The 14,427-nt window shown below is 68.8% G+C and carries 13 protein-coding genes; 6 read left to right on the plus strand and 7 right to left on the minus strand.

Going from position 1 to position 14,427, the window contains the following annotated elements; genetic code table 11:
- Positions 1-126: 126 nt before the first annotated feature.
- The 3 genes from FJV41_RS08330 (at position 127) to FJV41_RS08340 (ending at position 3,060) form a co-directional block, all read left to right on the plus strand.
- Entirely contained in the window at positions 127-1,047 is a 921-nt protein-coding gene (locus FJV41_RS08330) for a sigma-70 family RNA polymerase sigma factor (protein ID WP_141641889.1), read from the plus strand.
- 118 nt (positions 1,048-1,165) lie between these two features.
- Entirely contained in the window at positions 1,166-1,462 is a 297-nt protein-coding gene (locus tag FJV41_RS08335) for a pilus assembly protein N-terminal domain-containing protein (RefSeq protein WP_141641890.1), read from the plus strand.
- Between the two features lie 110 nt (positions 1,463-1,572).
- Positions 1,573-3,060 carry a protein kinase domain-containing protein gene (locus tag FJV41_RS08340; protein ID WP_141641891.1) on the plus strand — a complete coding sequence of 496 codons (1,488 nt, stop codon included), beginning with the start codon at positions 1,573-1,575 and terminating at the stop codon, positions 3,058-3,060.
- Positions 3,061-3,143: 83 nt separating this feature from the next.
- Here the strand turns inward: FJV41_RS08340 and FJV41_RS08345 are convergent, their stop codons facing one another.
- The 4 genes from FJV41_RS08345 to FJV41_RS08360 form a co-directional block, all read right to left on the minus strand.
- Positions 3,144-5,090: a sulfatase-like hydrolase/transferase gene (locus FJV41_RS08345; protein WP_141641892.1), complete on the minus strand. Its 1,947-nt coding sequence runs from the start codon at positions 5,088-5,090 to the stop codon at positions 3,144-3,146.
- Between the two features lie 271 nt (positions 5,091-5,361).
- Positions 5,362-6,135 carry a DUF4142 domain-containing protein gene (locus FJV41_RS08350; protein WP_141641893.1) on the minus strand — a complete coding sequence of 258 codons (774 nt, stop codon included), beginning with the start codon at positions 6,133-6,135 and terminating at the stop codon, positions 5,362-5,364.
- Between the two features lie 115 nt (positions 6,136-6,250).
- Positions 6,251-6,709 carry a PaaI family thioesterase gene (locus FJV41_RS08355; protein ID WP_141641894.1) on the minus strand — a complete coding sequence of 153 codons (459 nt, stop codon included), beginning with the start codon at positions 6,707-6,709 and terminating at the stop codon, positions 6,251-6,253.
- Position 6,710: 1 nt separating this feature from the next.
- Positions 6,711-7,160, minus strand: coding sequence for a PaaI family thioesterase (locus FJV41_RS08360; RefSeq protein WP_141641895.1), 450 nt, complete (start codon positions 7,158-7,160; stop codon positions 6,711-6,713).
- Positions 7,161-7,347: 187 nt separating this feature from the next.
- Here FJV41_RS08360 and FJV41_RS08365 point away from each other — a divergent pair, with 187 nt between their 5' ends.
- The 3 genes from FJV41_RS08365 to FJV41_RS08375 all read left to right on the plus strand — a co-directional run bounded on the left by FJV41_RS08365 (position 7,348) and on the right by FJV41_RS08375 (position 12,275).
- Entirely contained in the window at positions 7,348-10,743 is a 3,396-nt protein-coding gene (locus tag FJV41_RS08365; protein ID WP_141641896.1) for an amidohydrolase family protein, read from the plus strand.
- A gap of 204 nt (positions 10,744-10,947) precedes the next feature.
- The gene (locus FJV41_RS08370; protein ID WP_246137087.1) at positions 10,948-11,709 is read left to right on the plus strand and encodes a hypothetical protein; all 762 of its coding nucleotides are present in this window, start codon (positions 10,948-10,950) and stop codon (positions 11,707-11,709) included.
- On the plus strand, positions 11,706-12,275 hold the full coding sequence (locus tag FJV41_RS08375) for a hypothetical protein (protein WP_141641898.1): 570 nt from the start codon (positions 11,706-11,708) through the stop codon (positions 12,273-12,275). The genes FJV41_RS08370 and FJV41_RS08375 overlap by 4 nt, the downstream gene beginning before the upstream one ends.
- 69 nt (positions 12,276-12,344) lie before the next feature.
- Here the strand turns inward: FJV41_RS08375 and FJV41_RS08380 are convergent, their stop codons facing one another.
- From FJV41_RS08380 to FJV41_RS08390, 3 genes are all read right to left on the minus strand, one after another.
- Positions 12,345-12,938, minus strand: a complete 594-nt coding sequence (locus tag FJV41_RS08380; RefSeq protein ID WP_181790485.1) for a hypothetical protein — start codon at positions 12,936-12,938, stop codon at positions 12,345-12,347.
- A gap of 145 nt (positions 12,939-13,083) precedes the next feature.
- Complete coding sequence (locus tag FJV41_RS08385) at positions 13,084-13,626, minus strand: DoxX family protein (protein ID WP_141641900.1); 543 nt, start codon at positions 13,624-13,626, stop codon at positions 13,084-13,086.
- Positions 13,623-14,228, minus strand: coding sequence for a TetR/AcrR family transcriptional regulator (locus tag FJV41_RS08390; RefSeq protein ID WP_141641901.1), 606 nt, complete (start codon positions 14,226-14,228; stop codon positions 13,623-13,625). The genes FJV41_RS08385 and FJV41_RS08390 overlap by 4 nt, the downstream gene beginning before the upstream one ends.
- Positions 14,229-14,427 lie beyond the last annotated feature (199 nt).

Raw genomic sequence — 14,427 nt, forward strand, 5'->3', positions numbered from 1 at the left:
GACTCCAGGGCGAGGCGGGACGCGCATCGAGGCTCGCGACCTAAGGGAGAGCCTGTAGAAAAGGCGCCCCGCGCTGTAACAATGAAAGCCCGGTGTGTACCGGCGGTGGCCCATTCCGAGGTGTGCATGTCGAAGCAGCACAGCCGCTCGCACCTCTTCGTCCAGCACCTGCCACCCGCCGCCCGTCGCTGCGCGGAGGTGCCCGGATTGGAGACCCTGCTGGAGTCGTGGGTGTCCACCGGACGACACGCGTGGCCGGACGTGGTGCTTCCCGAAGAGGACTTCCTCCGCCATGTCGCCCAGCGGCTCGTGCCGGGCCAGGAGCCTGCGGACACGCTCGCCGCCGTGCCCGTGTCGGACCTCTATCTGGCCTGTGCCTGCGCGCGAGGACTGCCCGCGGCCCACGCGGCCCTGGAGCGGCACTTCTTCCCCAAGGTGGCCAGTGCCATCTCCCGGGTGCGGGGTGGCGGCGTGGACGCGAAGGAAGTGCTCCAGCAACTGCGTCAGCGACTCCTGGTCCCCGCCCAGGACGGCGCCGAACCGAGAATCGCCGAGTACCAGGGAGGAGGTCCGCTGGCGGCCTGGCTGCGCGCGGCGGCGGTGCGGATGGCGCTCAACCTCCAGCGCGCGGAGGGCCGGCGTGCGCGCGCGGAGGAGGACGGGGACGGGACGATGTTCGAGCGGGTGGGCGAGGCCGGCCGGGACATCGAGCTGGACTACCTCCGCCGACGTCACCAGCAGGACTTCCGTGACGCCCTCTCGGGAGCGCTGGCGACCCTGTCCGCCCGGGAGCGCACCGTGCTGCGGCTGCACGTCGTGGACGGGGTGAGCCTGGAGTCCATTGGCGTCATGTACCGGGCGCACAAGTCCACGGTGTCGCGCTGGATGTCGCAAGCGAGGCAGACGGTGCTGGTGGGCGTGCGGGAGCGGCTCGCGGAGCGCCTCCAGTTGTCGTCGGGCGAGCTGCACAGTCTGATGCACGCGGTGCGCAGCCAGCTCGACATGAGCCTGTCGGGGTTGCTGCGCGGCGAGCCCGGGCCCGGATAGGCCCAGAGGCCCTCTCCACTTTTTTCGCGGTCCGCGTGCAACACGCCACGGGGAGCGGTGTCACCGGAATGAAGGCGGGGCAAACGCGCCTCGGTTCACTCAAGGAAGGACACACCTCATGCGGAACGGACTGGTGGGATTCACGTTGCTGGCGCTGGCGCTGGTGGGCACGAGCGCGGCGGCGGAAGAGCGCATCGAGCTCAAGCCGGGCGAGCAGCGCGTGCTCGACTTGAAGGACCTGACGCGGGTGGCGCTGGGAGACGTCAATACGGCGGAAGTGAAGACGCTGGGCAAGGGGCAGCTTGAGGTCACCGGCAGGGAGGCGGGCACCACGAAGCTGCTGGTGTGGAAGAAGAGCGGCGAGCGGCTGGAGTATTCCATCGTCGTGACGGACGGCGCCGCGAAGGAGAAGTAGGCCGCGAGGAGGGTGTGTCGTGGCGCATGGGGAGGAGGGCCCGAGTCCTTGCCGGGCCCCTCTCTCCTTCCTTCTCGGGGGGCGAGGTGGTGAAGTTGCGACGCACGCACATGAGCCCGCTGCCCACTTCCGCGTCCCCGGCGTGTCCGGATGAGAACGCGCTCGCCGGCTTCGCGAGTGGCGTGTTGCCTCCGGGGGATGTTCCGGCGATGGCCGCGCACCTGGACGTCTGCGAGGACTGTCGAGCCCTGGTCGCCGCGGTGGCGGCAGAATCCTCCGCGCCGAATCCAGGCGGGCTGTCCCAGGGGCCCACGCGGCTGGACTCGAGGGTGCCATCCCCGGAAGGGGAGAAGCCGGGCGTCGCGGGAGAACTCCTGCTCGAAGGGACGCGACTGGGGCCCTATGTCCTGCGTGAGCTGCTGGGCGTGGGAGGCATGGGCGTGGTGTACGCGGCGGAGGACCCGAGGTTGGAGCGAAGGGTCGCGGTGAAGCTGCTGCGTCCCCTCCGCGAGGGAATCGAGGGTGAGAATCGGGTGCGCCTGTCGCGAGAGGCGCAGGCGATGGCGCGCCTGTCCCATCCCAACGTGCTGCCTGTCTTCGAGCTGGGCTCGGTGGATGGACGGGACTACCTGGCGATGGAGTGGGTGGAGGGAACGACGCTCGCGGGCTGGCTGCGCGAGCGGGAACGTCCCTGGCGTGACGTGCTGAAGTTGTTCCTCGCGGCCGGAGCGGGGCTGGTTGCCGCGCATCAACAGGGACTGGTCCACCGCGACTTCAAGCCGGCCAACGTGCTGGTGGGCAGGGATGGACGTCCTCGTGTGACGGACTTCGGTCTCGCCCGTCGATGGCGGCGCGAAGAGAGCGATGCACGCGCCGCCGCCGAGGTCTCCACGACGACGCTGTCGCTCGCGACGGACCAGGAGGAGACCGCGCTCACGCGAGAGGGCACCACGCCGGGCACGCCCGCGTACATGTCACCCGAGCAGCGCCAGGGCAGGGCCGTGGACGCGCGAAGTGACCAGTACAGCTTCTGTGTCGCGCTCTACGAAGCCCTCCACGGCGAGCGTCCCGACAGGTCGTCGAAGCGGACTTCCGTCGAGGCTCGCGGCAAGAAGGGCCCCAGGTTGCCGGCGCACGTGCGGGCCGCGCTGGCGCGAGGGCTCGCGAGTGAACCGGAGGCACGCCACCCCTCGATGGAGGCCTTGCTCCAGGCGCTCTCCGGCCCCTCGCCCGTGAGCAAGAAGTGGCTGGGAGTCATGGCGCTCGTGCTGGTGGTGCTCCTCGGAGCGGGCACGTGGGCGCGGGCGTGGCTCCAGCCGGAGTTCGCTCCGAAAGAGAGCGAGGCCTTCCTGTCGGAGGTGGAGTCCGCGCGGAAGGCCAGCGGCAACGTCTTCTTCCCGATGCTGCTTGGGGAAGCGCGCAAGCTGGAGCTGCCCGGACTCAGTCGCGTCGCCATCGGGCGCTCGGACCTCGTCGAAATCCAGTCCGTGGAAAACGGGTTGCTGCTCACGCCGCTCTCCTCCGGCGCCACCCACCTGCTGGTCTGGACCCGCGATGGGAAGCGGGGCCTCTACACCGTGTCCGTCACGAGCCCCTGACCCACGCCTTCAAGACCACGACGCGGTGGACACGGGCCCGACGGGAACACCGTCGGGCCGCATCGTCACAGCCTTCGCGGAAGCTACGCGGGCCACGGGGACAGCATCTGCGTCTCGTACTTCCCGAGCAGGGCGTGCGTCGCGCGCGCCGCGGCTTCGACCTCGGCGTGGCCGAGTCCCTTGGGCAGCGTCGAGATGACCGTGGGGAACGCCCCGTCGAACACGAGCAGGTTCTCCAGCTCCAGCGGGTCGCTCTGGAGGTCGTAGAGCTCCCACTGGTCGGCGTGCTCGCCCGACGGGTCCCACGTCCGCGCGAGCTTCCAGCGCGGCGTGCGTACGCACCGGACGTGGTTGGGCTGGCACACCGCGCCGGGCTTGAGGTCCGGCACCTTGCCCGCCTTCGTGGTGCCTTCGCGCAGGGCGTCGACGGAGCGTGTGAACACGGCGAACAGCGCATCGTCGTGTGCCTGGTGCGGGTCGCCGGTGTGCGGCAGCGTCTCCGTAATCTCGTCGTCGGTGATGAAGAGCACTCCGGCGCGAGGCGTGCCGTCGGGCTCCGTCACGGTGTCGGTCTCTCCGCGCGCCAGCGGGCTCAAGTCCGCGCCGACGAAAGGAGGCACCGGGCGGTGGAGGCGCAGGTCGGTGCGAATCGCGTCGAGGGCGGCGCCTTCGATGCCCGCGAGCCCCAGGAGCGTGGGCAGCACGTCCACGTGGCTGCTGAGCGCTTCAATCTGCCGCGTCTCCGGAGCGACGTCCTTCTCCACGGGGAACTGGACGACGAGGGGCACGTGCAGCGCCTCCTGATAGGCGGTGTGCCACTTCTCCATCATGTAGCCGTGCGAGCCGGCGTACTCGCCGTGGTCGGAGAGGAACATCACGAGGGTGTTCTCGCGCAGGCCGCTTTCATCCAGCGTCCGCAGCACCTGGGCGATGTGCGCGTCCACCACGTGGATGAGCCACGTGTAGTACTGGTTGAAGCGCAGCGTGGACACGTCCGGAGCGGCCGTGAGCTGGAAGGGGATGCCCGAGTTGAGGGTGACGGCGACGGGGTCGATGTTCTCGTTCGCCTGATGCAGGACGAGCCCCGTCTTGGCCGCGAGCGCCAGGCCCATCTTGTATGCGTAGTCGCGCTGACAGCTCGGCTTGTTGACGAGCGAGTCGTGCACGTTGGGAGGCAGGTGCGCGTTCTCCTGCGGAAAGTCCTGGGGGTTGAGGAAGAAGGAGAGGCTCCCCGAGACGGGAGTCACGGAGCGCGCCGTCTGTGTCGGCACGTGCAGCGGGCCCAGCGGGCGCGATTCGGAGTCCAACTGCCGGGGCAGGATGGGATACGTCGCGATGTCGTGGGGGTTGGTGAAGGACGCGACGGCGAGCCACGGCTGCGGCTCGGTGGAGGGCGCTTCGCCGAGCGGGGCCGTATAGGACTGCTGGGCGAGCGCGCGGTTGTAGGGCTGACCCAGCGCCATCCTGCGCAGGAAGGTGCAGGCCAGGTCCGCGAAGCCGATGTCGCGGAAGGTGCCCAGGTTGTTGACGGAGGAGCCGTGCGGCTCCGGATACGACAGCTCCCAGTCATCGAAGCCGTACTGCTTCAGCGAGTGGTCCGGTGGATTGCTGACGTGCCACTTGCCGAAGTAGTGCGTGTGGTAGCCGGCCTTCTGGAACCAGTGGCCGATGGTGGGAATCCCATCGGGCTCCAGCCAGGGGAACGCTGCCGCGTCGCCGCTCTTGAACAGGCCATCCGTCTGCGTGACGCCGGTGCGCGTGCCGTACTGGCCCGTGTAGATGGCGGCGCGGCTGGGGATGCAGGCCGAGGTCGCGATGGTGTGGTTGCGGAAGACAGCGGCGTTCTTCCGCAGCGCGGTGAAGCCGGGGAAGTACTTCCGGTAGGGATTGTCCTCACCGCCCTCGTCGATGAAGCCGAGGATGTCCTTGATGCCGGGAAGGAAGCCTCCCTCCGGGCCATAGGCGAACCGGGGGAACATCAGCTGGTCCACCGTCAGCAGGAGGATGTTGGGGCGCGAGGCTTGGGTCATGGGTTCTCCGGGACGCCAGGAGGGAGCAAGGCTGGCGCCGGGAGTTGCACCCACCGTGCCCGTGCGCGCGGAAGAGGCTTGCTGTCCAAGGTCCGGGGGCCTCACCCGACGCGCGGCGTAGCGAAGGAACGCGGCTGCGTTCGCCTCGGACGCGGCGCGCGGGAGAGGAGGGGACTCACGCCGTCGAAGCCTCGGTGCGGCGGTGGCCCGCGAACGGAAGCGCGGCCCGGTGACACGTCGTCCGTTCGCGGTCTTCGAGCCCGTGGTGCGGTCAGCGTCCGCCGCGCGGAGCCTGTCGCGCCTGACGCGGCGTCTCCTGGCCCAGCAGGCGGTATGCGCTCTGGCGGTGTTGCTGGAGCTGGGGCAGCAGGTTGTCGAGCATCCCCTTCAGCGCGGTGTTGTCGACGAACTGCTGTTGTCCGGCCATCACCTTGGCGATGACCACGTCATGGTCGCCCACCATGGCCGCCAGGAACGCGCGGTCGAACGCGGGGCCCTGGAGCGCCTGGAGCTTCTCCATCGTCGCGTGCTCCGCGCCCTGCATCGCCTTGGCGAGCGACGAGTCCGCCTTCGGCTCTCCCAACTGGAGCTTCTTCGTCTTCGCGAACGCGAGCAGGTTCTCATCGGCCTGTCCGTGCTCGCGCTCCATGCGGGCGCCAAAGTCCTTCACTCCCTGGGACCTGCCGTTCTTCTGCGCGAGCTTCCCCATCTGGACTTCCATCTGGTTCGCGTGGTGCAGCTCCTCCAGGAAGGCCTTCTCCTCGGTGGGGATGGGCAGCAGGCCCTCGCGCATCCACTTCGCGGCCTGCGCGTCGGGCTGACCGGAGCCGCCCGTGCCCGGCCAGGCGCTCGGGTCCTTCTGGATGTCTTCTCCATGGTCGATGGCGTCCGCCTCGCCCATGCGAATCATGCCCTGGCTGTCACCGGTGCCATTGTTCTGCGTCGTCGGTGTGTCCGACGCCTTCGCGTCCTGGTTGTCCTGCGCCCCCGCGGTGCCACCCAGCACCAGCGAACCCACGAGCATCCAACCGTGCCATCGCATCATCGCCAGCCTCCCGAGAGTGGAACTCCAGGAGGCAAGGTGGCGACGGGGAAGCGCCGGTGGCCAGGGAACACCGGGGGAGCGGACAGGGGCTCCGTCCCCGGGAGGGCCCCGAGCCTCAGGGCTCCGCGAGCAGGAACAGGGCGTGCGCGCTGGCGATGGGGCGGGTGCGGTCGTCCTGCCAGGCCTCGACGCGAACGTTGGCCACGCGGCGGCCCTGGCGGGTGATGAAGGCGCGCGCGAAGGTGTCCTGCGCCTTGCCCGAGCGCAGGAAGTCCACGGTGATGGAGATGACCTTGGGCACGCGCGGCGTCTCCGTCTGGAGCAGCAGCTCGAAGATGGCGGAGGACTCCAGGAGCGCGCCCAGCGTGCCGCCGTGCAGCGCGGGGATGAAGCTGTTGCCGATGAGCTTGGGCGTGTAGCGCATCCGGCAGAGCATCTCCCCGGCCAGGTTCTCCACGCCGATGCCCATGAAGCGCGTGTAGGGGATGGCGTCGGTGAGCTGGCCGTACTCGCGCGTCTTGCGCACGTGGTGCACCAGCTCGGCGAGGGCGGAGGGGGACTTGGCGTCACTCACGTCATTCCTCCAGCCGCATGAAGGTGCCCTGCGCGGAGGCCACTGGGTTGCTCTTGTCACCCTGGTGTACGAGCGCGCGGACGAAGGCAATCTGTCGCGTGCTGCGATAGCACTCGGCCACGGCGATGAGGGAGACGTGGGGGCGGGCGGGGCGCAGGTAGTCGATGCGCAAATCCAACGTGACGAGCGGCTGGATGCGACCCAGCTTGAGGATGACGGCGGAGCCGCAGGCCGCGTCGATGAGCGTCGTGACGGCGCCGCCGGCGATGACGCCCGTCTCCGGGTTGCCGACGAGGAAGTCCGCGTAGGGCAGCTCGACGGTGGCCTCGGCGGGGCCGATGTCCAGGAGCTTCAGGCCCAGCGCGTGGTTGTGGGGGACGATGTCCGAGTAGAACAGGGCGGCGCGTTCCATCCGCTCGGCCTTGTCTTCGGGAAGGGTGAAGTCCGACATGGGGAGCGGATAACAGAATCAGGTCCGGATGGCGCGTGACGTTTCGCGTCGAGCCTTTGTCGGCCGCTCAGGAAGAGGGCTGCCCGGTCCCCTGTTCACGCTCGTCGAGCCTGTCTGCCCCGGGCCGGGTAGTCTCCCCGCCCCGCACGGCCGTGTCTCGCGCAGTCCCCCATCACGAGGACCTCCGGTGAAACGACTGACCTCCGCCCTCTGCGTCGCCCTGCTGGTACCGGGCACGCTCTTCGCCGCGCAGCCCGCGGCGACCCCTCCCTCCGCTCGGCAGGACCCGCTGCCTGCTCCCCAGAAGAAGGACGAGGCCGCGCGCGAAGCCGGCCGCGCCGTGGAGGTGGACCCCAACGCGCCCGCCGCCGAGGCAGGCCCGAAGGAGGACAAGGAGAAGGACGCCTGGAAGGTGGACGCTCCCGGCTTCCCCGCGAGGCAGGTGGACATCGACGTCACCGAGGGAACGTGGATGAACGTGGATGTGAGCCCGAGCGGGGACGAGCTCGTCTTCGACCTCCTGGGTGACATCTACGTGTTGCCGCTGGCGGGCGGCGAGGCGCGCGCGCTCACCTCCGGCGTCGCGTGGGACATGCAGCCGCGCTTCAGCCCGGACGGCAAGTCCATCGCCTTCACCAGCGACCGGGGTGGCGGCGACAATATCTGGGTGATGAAGCGGGATGGCTCGGACGCGAAGCCGGTGACGCAGGAGAAGTTCCGCCTGCTCAACAGCCCCGCGTGGAGCCCGGACGGACAGTTCCTCATCGCTCGCAAGCACTTCACCTCGCGGCGCTCGCTGGGCGCGGGTGAGGTGTGGATGTATCACCGCTCCGGCGGCGAGGGCGTGCAGCTCACCGAGCGCGCCAACGAGCAGAAGGACCTGGGCGAGCCGGTGTTCTCTCCCGACGGCCGCTACGTCTACTTCAGCCAGGACGTCACGCCGGGCAAGACGTTCGAATACAACAAGGACCCCAACGGCGAGATTTACGCCATCCAGCGGTTGGATGTGGAGACGAAGGAGATTGACCCGTTCGTCTCCGGGCCGGGTGGCTCCATCCGTCCGACGCCGTCGCGGGATGGCAAGCAGCTGGCGTTCATCCGCCGCGTGCGGACGAAGTCGGTGCTCTACGTCACGGACGTGGCCTCCGGCGCGGAGCGCCCGCTGTACGACGGGCTGGACAGGGACATGCAGGAGACGTGGGCCATCCACGGCGTGTACCCGACGCTGGCGTGGACGCGGGACGACAAGGCGATTGTCTTCTGGGCGGGCGGCAAGCTGCAGCGCCTGGATGTGGCGACGAAGAAGCTGACGCCCATCCCCTTCCACGTGAAGGGCACGCGGACGATTTTCGAGGCGGTGCGCTCGCCGCAAGCCGTCGCGCCGGAGCGCTTCGCCACGAAGATGCTGCGCTGGGTGCAGGTGTCTCCGAAGGGAGACCGCGTGGTGTACCAGACGCTGGGCAAGCTCTACGTGAAGGAGCTGCCGGGCGGCGCGCCGAAGCGGCTGACGAAGCAGGAGGACCACCTGGAGTTCTATCCGTCGTTCTCTCGCGACGGGCGCTCCATCGTCTACACGACGTGGGATGACGAGAAGCTGGGCGCCATCCGCGTGGTGTCCGCGACGGGCGGCGAGGGCAAGGTGGTGACGTCGAAGCCGGGCTACTACGTGGAGCCGTCACTGAGCCCGGATGGCAAGTCCCTGGTGTACCGCGCCACGGGAGATGGCTACCTGATGCCGGGGCAGTGGAGCCGGGAGACGGGCCTCTTCGTGCAGCCCGCGTCGGGTGGCACGCCGCGCAGGCTGGCGCGGGATGGCGAGCAGCCGCACTTCGGGGCGCGCTCGGACCGCGTGTACTTCCTGCATGTGGAGCACAAGGAGAAGGAGGACGTGCGCTCGCTGAAGAGCGTGGGCCTGGATGGCGGCGAGGAGCGCACGCACGTGACGAGCGCGGAGGCGACGGAGTTGCGCGTGTCGCCGGATGAGCGGTGGGTGGCGTTCCGGGAGAACTTCAACGCCTTCGTCACGCCCTTCCCGAAGGGCGCCAAGGCGGCGACGGTGGGGCCCGAGGCGAAGGCGCTGCCCGTGGCGAAGGTGAGCCGCGACGCGGGTGAGTACCTGCACTGGTCCGGCGACAGCAAGAGCCTGCACTGGGCGCTGGGGCCGGAGCTGTTCACCCGGGCGCTGAAGCAGTCCTTCTCCTTCGTGGATGGCGCGCCGGAGAAGCTGCCCGCGGTGCCGGAGAAGGGCGTGGACCTGTCCTTCCAGGTGAAGGCGGACGCGCCGGAGGGCACGCTGGCGCTGGTGGGTGGCCGGGTCATCACCATGAAGGGTGACGAGGTCATCGAGCAGGGCGTGGTGGTGGTGCGCGGCAACCGCATCATCGCGGTGGGGCCGGTGGGCAAGGTGCAGGTGCCCTCGGGCGCGAAGGTCGTGGACGTGAAGGGCAAGACGCTGATGCCGGGGCTGGTGGATGTGCACTGGCACGGGTCCATGGGCGTGGAAGGCCTGATGCCCGAGCAGAGCTGGGTGCAGGCGGCGTCGCTGGCCTTCGGGGTGACGACGCTGCACGACCCGTCGAACTCCTCGGAGGAGGTCTTCGCGGCCAGTGAGCTGGGCCGGGCCGGAGCGCTCATCTCTCCGCGCATCTTCTCCACGGGCACGATTCTGTATGGCGCGGCGGGGGTGGGGTACCGCACGCCGATTGAAACGCTGGACGACGCGCGCTCGCACCTGCGGCGGATGAAGGCGATGGGGGCCTTCAGCGTGAAGAGCTACAACCAGCCTCGGAGAGACCAGCGGCAGAAGGTGCTCCAGGCGGCGCGGGAGCTGAACATGCTGGTGGTGCCGGAGGGCGGCTCGCTGCTCCAGCACAACCTGACGATGGTGGTGGATGGGCACACGGGCGTGGAGCACGCGATTCCGGTGGCGCGCATCTACGCGGACGTGAAGCAGCTCTGGGGCAAGAGCGGCACGGGCTACACGCCGACGCTCGGCGTGGCGTACGGCGGCAACTGGGGCGAGAACTACTGGTACCAGAAGACGAACGTCTGGCAGGACGAGCGGCTGTTGTCCTTCGTGCCGCGCCGGGTGGTGGACTCGCGCAGCCGTCGGCGGACGATGGTGCCGGATGACGAACTCAACCACGTGGACGCGGCGAGGACGGCGCGCGAGCTGAACGACGCGGGCGTCAACGTGCAGTTGGGCGCGCATGGTCAGCGCGAGGGCCTGGCGGCGCACTGGGAGCTGTCGATGTTCGGTCAGGGCGGGATGAAGCCCCTGCAGGCGCTGCGCGCGGGGAGCCTGGGCGGAGCGCGCTACCTGGGCATGGATGGGGAATTGGGCTCGCTGGAGGAGGGCAAGCTCGCGGACCTCATCGTGCTGGACAAGAACCCGCTGGAGGACCTGATGAACAGCCGCTCGGTGCGCTTCACCATGGTGAACGGCCGGCTGTTCGACGCGGCCACGCTCAACGAGGTGGGGACGCGGCAGCGGCAGCGCGCGAAGTTCTACTTCGAGAAGGACGGCAACGAGGGCTGGAGCCCCAAGGCCACCGCGCACACGCACACGCACGAGTGCGACTGAGCGTCGGGTGATGTGACTCGGGCTCCGGGGGCGAAGGTGTCCCTGGAGCCCGAGACCGCTCCGGCCGGAAAAGGCCACCCGCGAACGCTCCCGTGCTTTCCGTCTATTCGCGGTTTGTCGGCTTTGTCTTGAAGATAGACGTAGTCCTTCCTAGATTGCCCGAGCACCGTCGGTGGGCACCTGGGGAGGCCGTGGAAGATGTGGGTGAACGCGCAAGGGCCAGGGGTCGCGCTGGCCATCGCCGCCCTGGGGGTGTGCGGGTGCTCGTCGCCGCAAGTGGCTGACCCCGACATCGTGCGTCCCGCGCCGGGGGCGCCGTTCCTGGACAAGCTGCCGGGGCCGATGCTGGGGCCGTTCAGCTCGCCCTCCAGCGCCCTGCTCGCGGCCTGCCGGAAGATTCTCACGAAGCCCCACTCGAGCGCGGGGGCTCGGGACCACCAGGACTTCGATATCCGGTGGCGTGTCTCCAGTGAGTACTGCGCCTGGATGTATTACACGCCGGACCAGCAATACGTCGTGAGCAAGCTGACGGACCAGTCGCGAGTCGACCCGTTGCAGCGGAGCAAGAGCTGTCTGCTCCCCTCCTGGGTGGATGACCCCCGCTATCCGCCCGACGCCATCCGATACATCTACGCCCTGCACAACCATCCCTATGGCAGCAGCCTGACGGAGAACGACATCCGGTTCATTGTCTCGGAGGGGCTCGCGCATGGCTTCGAGAGCGAGACGAAGGATGGGCGCTTGCGGCTCTCCGTCGTCGCCTTCTTCTCCCGGAACGCAGCGGAGCCTTCGTGTGACGGCTTCCACCAGTACATCCCGCTGACCGGGCAGTTGTTGAAGTGGTCTCGCAGTGGGGCGAACTGGCAGTGCGAACAGACGGGCTCGGTGCGCTGGTCGGACGCTGATACACGAACGTTCTCGGTCCAGAAACGAAGCGCGCCGTGCGAAAGGAGCAATACACCATGAAACATCTGCTCCTTCCGCTGCTGGTGCTCCTGTCGAGCTGCGTCCGGCATGCGGGCGCGCGCACCGCGAATCCGCCGGAGGACCCGTCCATCCAGTTCCCGGAGGCGCTGGGACAGGACGCCATCTCCCTGGGTGCGGAGGGACAGGCCTATGTCCTGGATGGCGCGATGCTGGGCGCGCTCTCGATTGCCGCCGAGGACCTCCTGCCGTTGGAGTCACGCGGGCGCTCGTGCTGGAACCGGCAGGAGTCGTACCTCTATCGCGTGCTCCGACAGGGGGACGTGTTCTTCGTGAGCATCTCCGCGAACCCCTCCGCGTGCGGAGCGGAGCCCCGGATGTTGGATGGTGGCGCCGCGTACGCCATTGGAATGGATGGGCGCATCCTCCGACGTCGCTTCGACGGAGCGCAGGAGCCGTTGTCGCCGGATGCGGGAACGGAGCCTGATTCGGGCGCGTCCCCGGACGCCGGTATCCCGGTGGGCGATACGACGTGGGGCAAGCCGCTCCAGCCGGTGCCCTCCTGGTGGACGGATGGCGGCACGGATGCGGGAGCGGCGCCCCGCTGATGTGGGGCACTAGAGCGTGACGGCCCCGGGGACGTGTGTGGCCCCCGGAGCCGGTGTGCTGCTCGCGAGTCAGGGGATGAGGGTCAGCGCCAGCGTCTGGAGGGCCGTGTACTGAGGAAGCCCCTCAGGGGAGGCGCAGGCATTCTCCAGGTCGGCGGTGACGAAGGTCAGGGTGCGCACGGCCGTGGCTCCCGCGTACTTGCCGGAGACGACCGTGCCAATCTGGGCTGTCTCCTTGACGGTGGAACCTCCGCTGATGATGACCTGGGTGAGCGAGAGTTGAGACGTCTCACCGGTGTTCCAGACGATGTTCACCGTAGCCCCGCGAATGCCGAGCAGGTCATCACAGGCGAGGCCCGGTCGGAGCACGGCGGGGAAGTTCGTGGTGCCGGACGTCACGGGGCTGGTCAGCAGGGAGATGCAGTTGGTGAGGCCGCCGACGCCTGAGACAGTCGTGTCCTGTGGGGTGTTGGTGAGGGGCGGTGAGAAGGAGATGGTCGTCGTTCCGAGCAGACATGTCACGGTGCCGAGCAGCGGTGCCTCGCTGGACTCCAGCGAGGGCTCGGGCGAAGGCATGGAGGGGGCGTCAGTGCCACAAGCGGAGAGGGTGCTGGAGACCAGGAAGAACGTCGTGAGCCACAGCCAGGATTGTCGTGCGCGCATGTCCGCCTTGGAGTTGGAGGTGGAGACACCGTAACGGTGCATCGCACGGCGGTCGCACGTGGCTTGGGAAACCTATCGGTTGTGAGTCATCGCGCTTGTACATTCGTCCAACGCGCGGAGCCCGCAGCGTACCCCGCAGGGTGTTTCACGCGGTGGCGCGAGCCGCGAGCTTTCGGGACAGCAGCGCATCGAGCGAGAAGCGCCCGGGCCCGGCGGTGAGCAGCAGCACGGAGACGGCGATGTACAGCGTCGCCAGCTCCGAGGAGCCGGAGCCTCCCGCGCTGCGTCCTCCCGCGCGGACGAGCCAGGTGGGCAGTCCGCCGAACGGCTCACCAGGGCCCGTGGTGAGTCCCATCACGCTGAGCCGGATGAACGGGTCACCGAAGGGAATGTGCGCGATGACGATGCCCACGAGCATCGTCACGGCGACGCCGAGCGTGGCCAGCGGTGTCGCGACTCCCACCATCCATGCCAGGCCCCCGAAGAACTCGGCGGCGGCGCCGAGGAACTGGAGCACGCCGGGCACGGGCGCGCCTTCGCCCATCCACGTGAAGGGCGTCACCATCTTCCCCGCGCCATGCAGGGCCATGAGTCCACCGGTGAGGACCCGCAGCACGAGCAGGCCGGTGGAGAGAGAGCGGTCCGCGGTGCGCGGGTCGACGAGGATGCGAGACAGGGTGTGGGTCATCGGGACTTCTCCGGGGAATCGTTTTCCAGCAGCGACAGGGCGAAGCGGAGGGAGGAGCGGACAAGGGCGGAGTCGGGCTCCGTCTTGCCCACCACGCTCATCCCCTGCACGAGCACGACGAGGTGCGCGGCCAGCTCCCGCGCGTCATGCCGTCGACTGAGGAGTCCCTGCTCCTGGGCGTCCAGGATGGCGGGCACCAGCGCGGCGGCGAGCTTGGCGAAGGATTGTCCGACCACGGCACGAACCTCGGGGTCATGCGGCGCGACCTCCGCCGCGGTGTTGGCGAGCAGGCAGCCACGCGTCCGTCCTGGCCCCGTGCAGCCCTTGCCCCGCACGCGCAGGTAGTGCTCCAGGCCGGCGCGAGGGTCGGCACCATGGGACAGCAGCTCTCGAATCTGCACGGCGCTCTGGTCCGCGTAGCGGCGCAGCGAGGCGAGGAACAGCGCGCGCTTGTCACCGAAGGCTGCGTAGAGGCTGCCCTTCAGGACACCTGTTCCCGTCTCGAGGTCTCGGACCGACACGGCGTGGTAGCCGGTCGTCCAGAATTGCTCGATGGCGCGGTCCAGCACCGCGTCCTCGTCGAAAGTCTTGGGTCGCCCCATGCCTGCTCCTCGCGAGACCCGAGGGGCCCGCGCGTTCTTGGACGCTCGTTCAAATAATGATTGTTGGACGAGTGGTCAAGTTCAAGTGGAGTCGGATGGAAGGCAAACGGACTCACGGGGGGGAGGTGTCGAAACAGCCCACCCTGGATGTGGGCATGTCCGAGAGGGGTTTACACATGTGGGTGGGTGGGCCCGGAGG

Origin of the sequence: Myxococcus llanfairpwllgwyngyllgogerychwyrndrobwllllantysiliogogogochensis (assembly GCF_006636215.1) — a bacterium.
In the GTDB taxonomy this organism is placed as follows: Bacteria; Myxococcota; Myxococcia; order Myxococcales; family Myxococcaceae; genus Myxococcus; species Myxococcus llanfairpwllgwyngyllgogerychwyrndrobwllllantysiliogogogochensis.

Excerpts from the sequence above, each read along its gene's own strand:
- FJV41_RS08330 (WP_141641889.1), top strand. The coding sequence starts at position 127 with ATGTCGAAGCAGCACAGCCGCTCGCACCTCTTCGTCCAGCACCTGCCA.
- FJV41_RS08335 (WP_141641890.1), top strand. The coding sequence starts at position 1,166 with ATGCGGAACGGACTGGTGGGATTCACGTTGCTGGCGCTGGCGCTGGTG.
- FJV41_RS08340 (WP_141641891.1), top strand. The coding sequence starts at position 1,573 with ATGAGCCCGCTGCCCACTTCCGCGTCCCCGGCGTGTCCGGATGAGAAC.
- FJV41_RS08345 (WP_141641892.1), bottom strand. The coding sequence starts at position 5,090 with ATGACCCAAGCCTCGCGCCCCAACATCCTCCTGCTGACGGTGGACCAG.
- FJV41_RS08350 (WP_141641893.1), bottom strand. The coding sequence starts at position 6,135 with ATGATGCGATGGCACGGTTGGATGCTCGTGGGTTCGCTGGTGCTGGGT.
- FJV41_RS08360 (WP_141641895.1), bottom strand. The coding sequence starts at position 7,160 with ATGTCGGACTTCACCCTTCCCGAAGACAAGGCCGAGCGGATGGAACGC.
- FJV41_RS08375 (WP_141641898.1), top strand. The coding sequence starts at position 11,706 with ATGAAACATCTGCTCCTTCCGCTGCTGGTGCTCCTGTCGAGCTGCGTC.
- FJV41_RS08380 (WP_181790485.1), bottom strand. The coding sequence starts at position 12,938 with ATGCGCGCACGACAATCCTGGCTGTGGCTCACGACGTTCTTCCTGGTC.
- FJV41_RS08385 (WP_141641900.1), bottom strand. The coding sequence starts at position 13,626 with ATGACCCACACCCTGTCTCGCATCCTCGTCGACCCGCGCACCGCGGAC.
- FJV41_RS08390 (WP_141641901.1), bottom strand. The coding sequence starts at position 14,228 with ATGGGGCGACCCAAGACTTTCGACGAGGACGCGGTGCTGGACCGCGCC.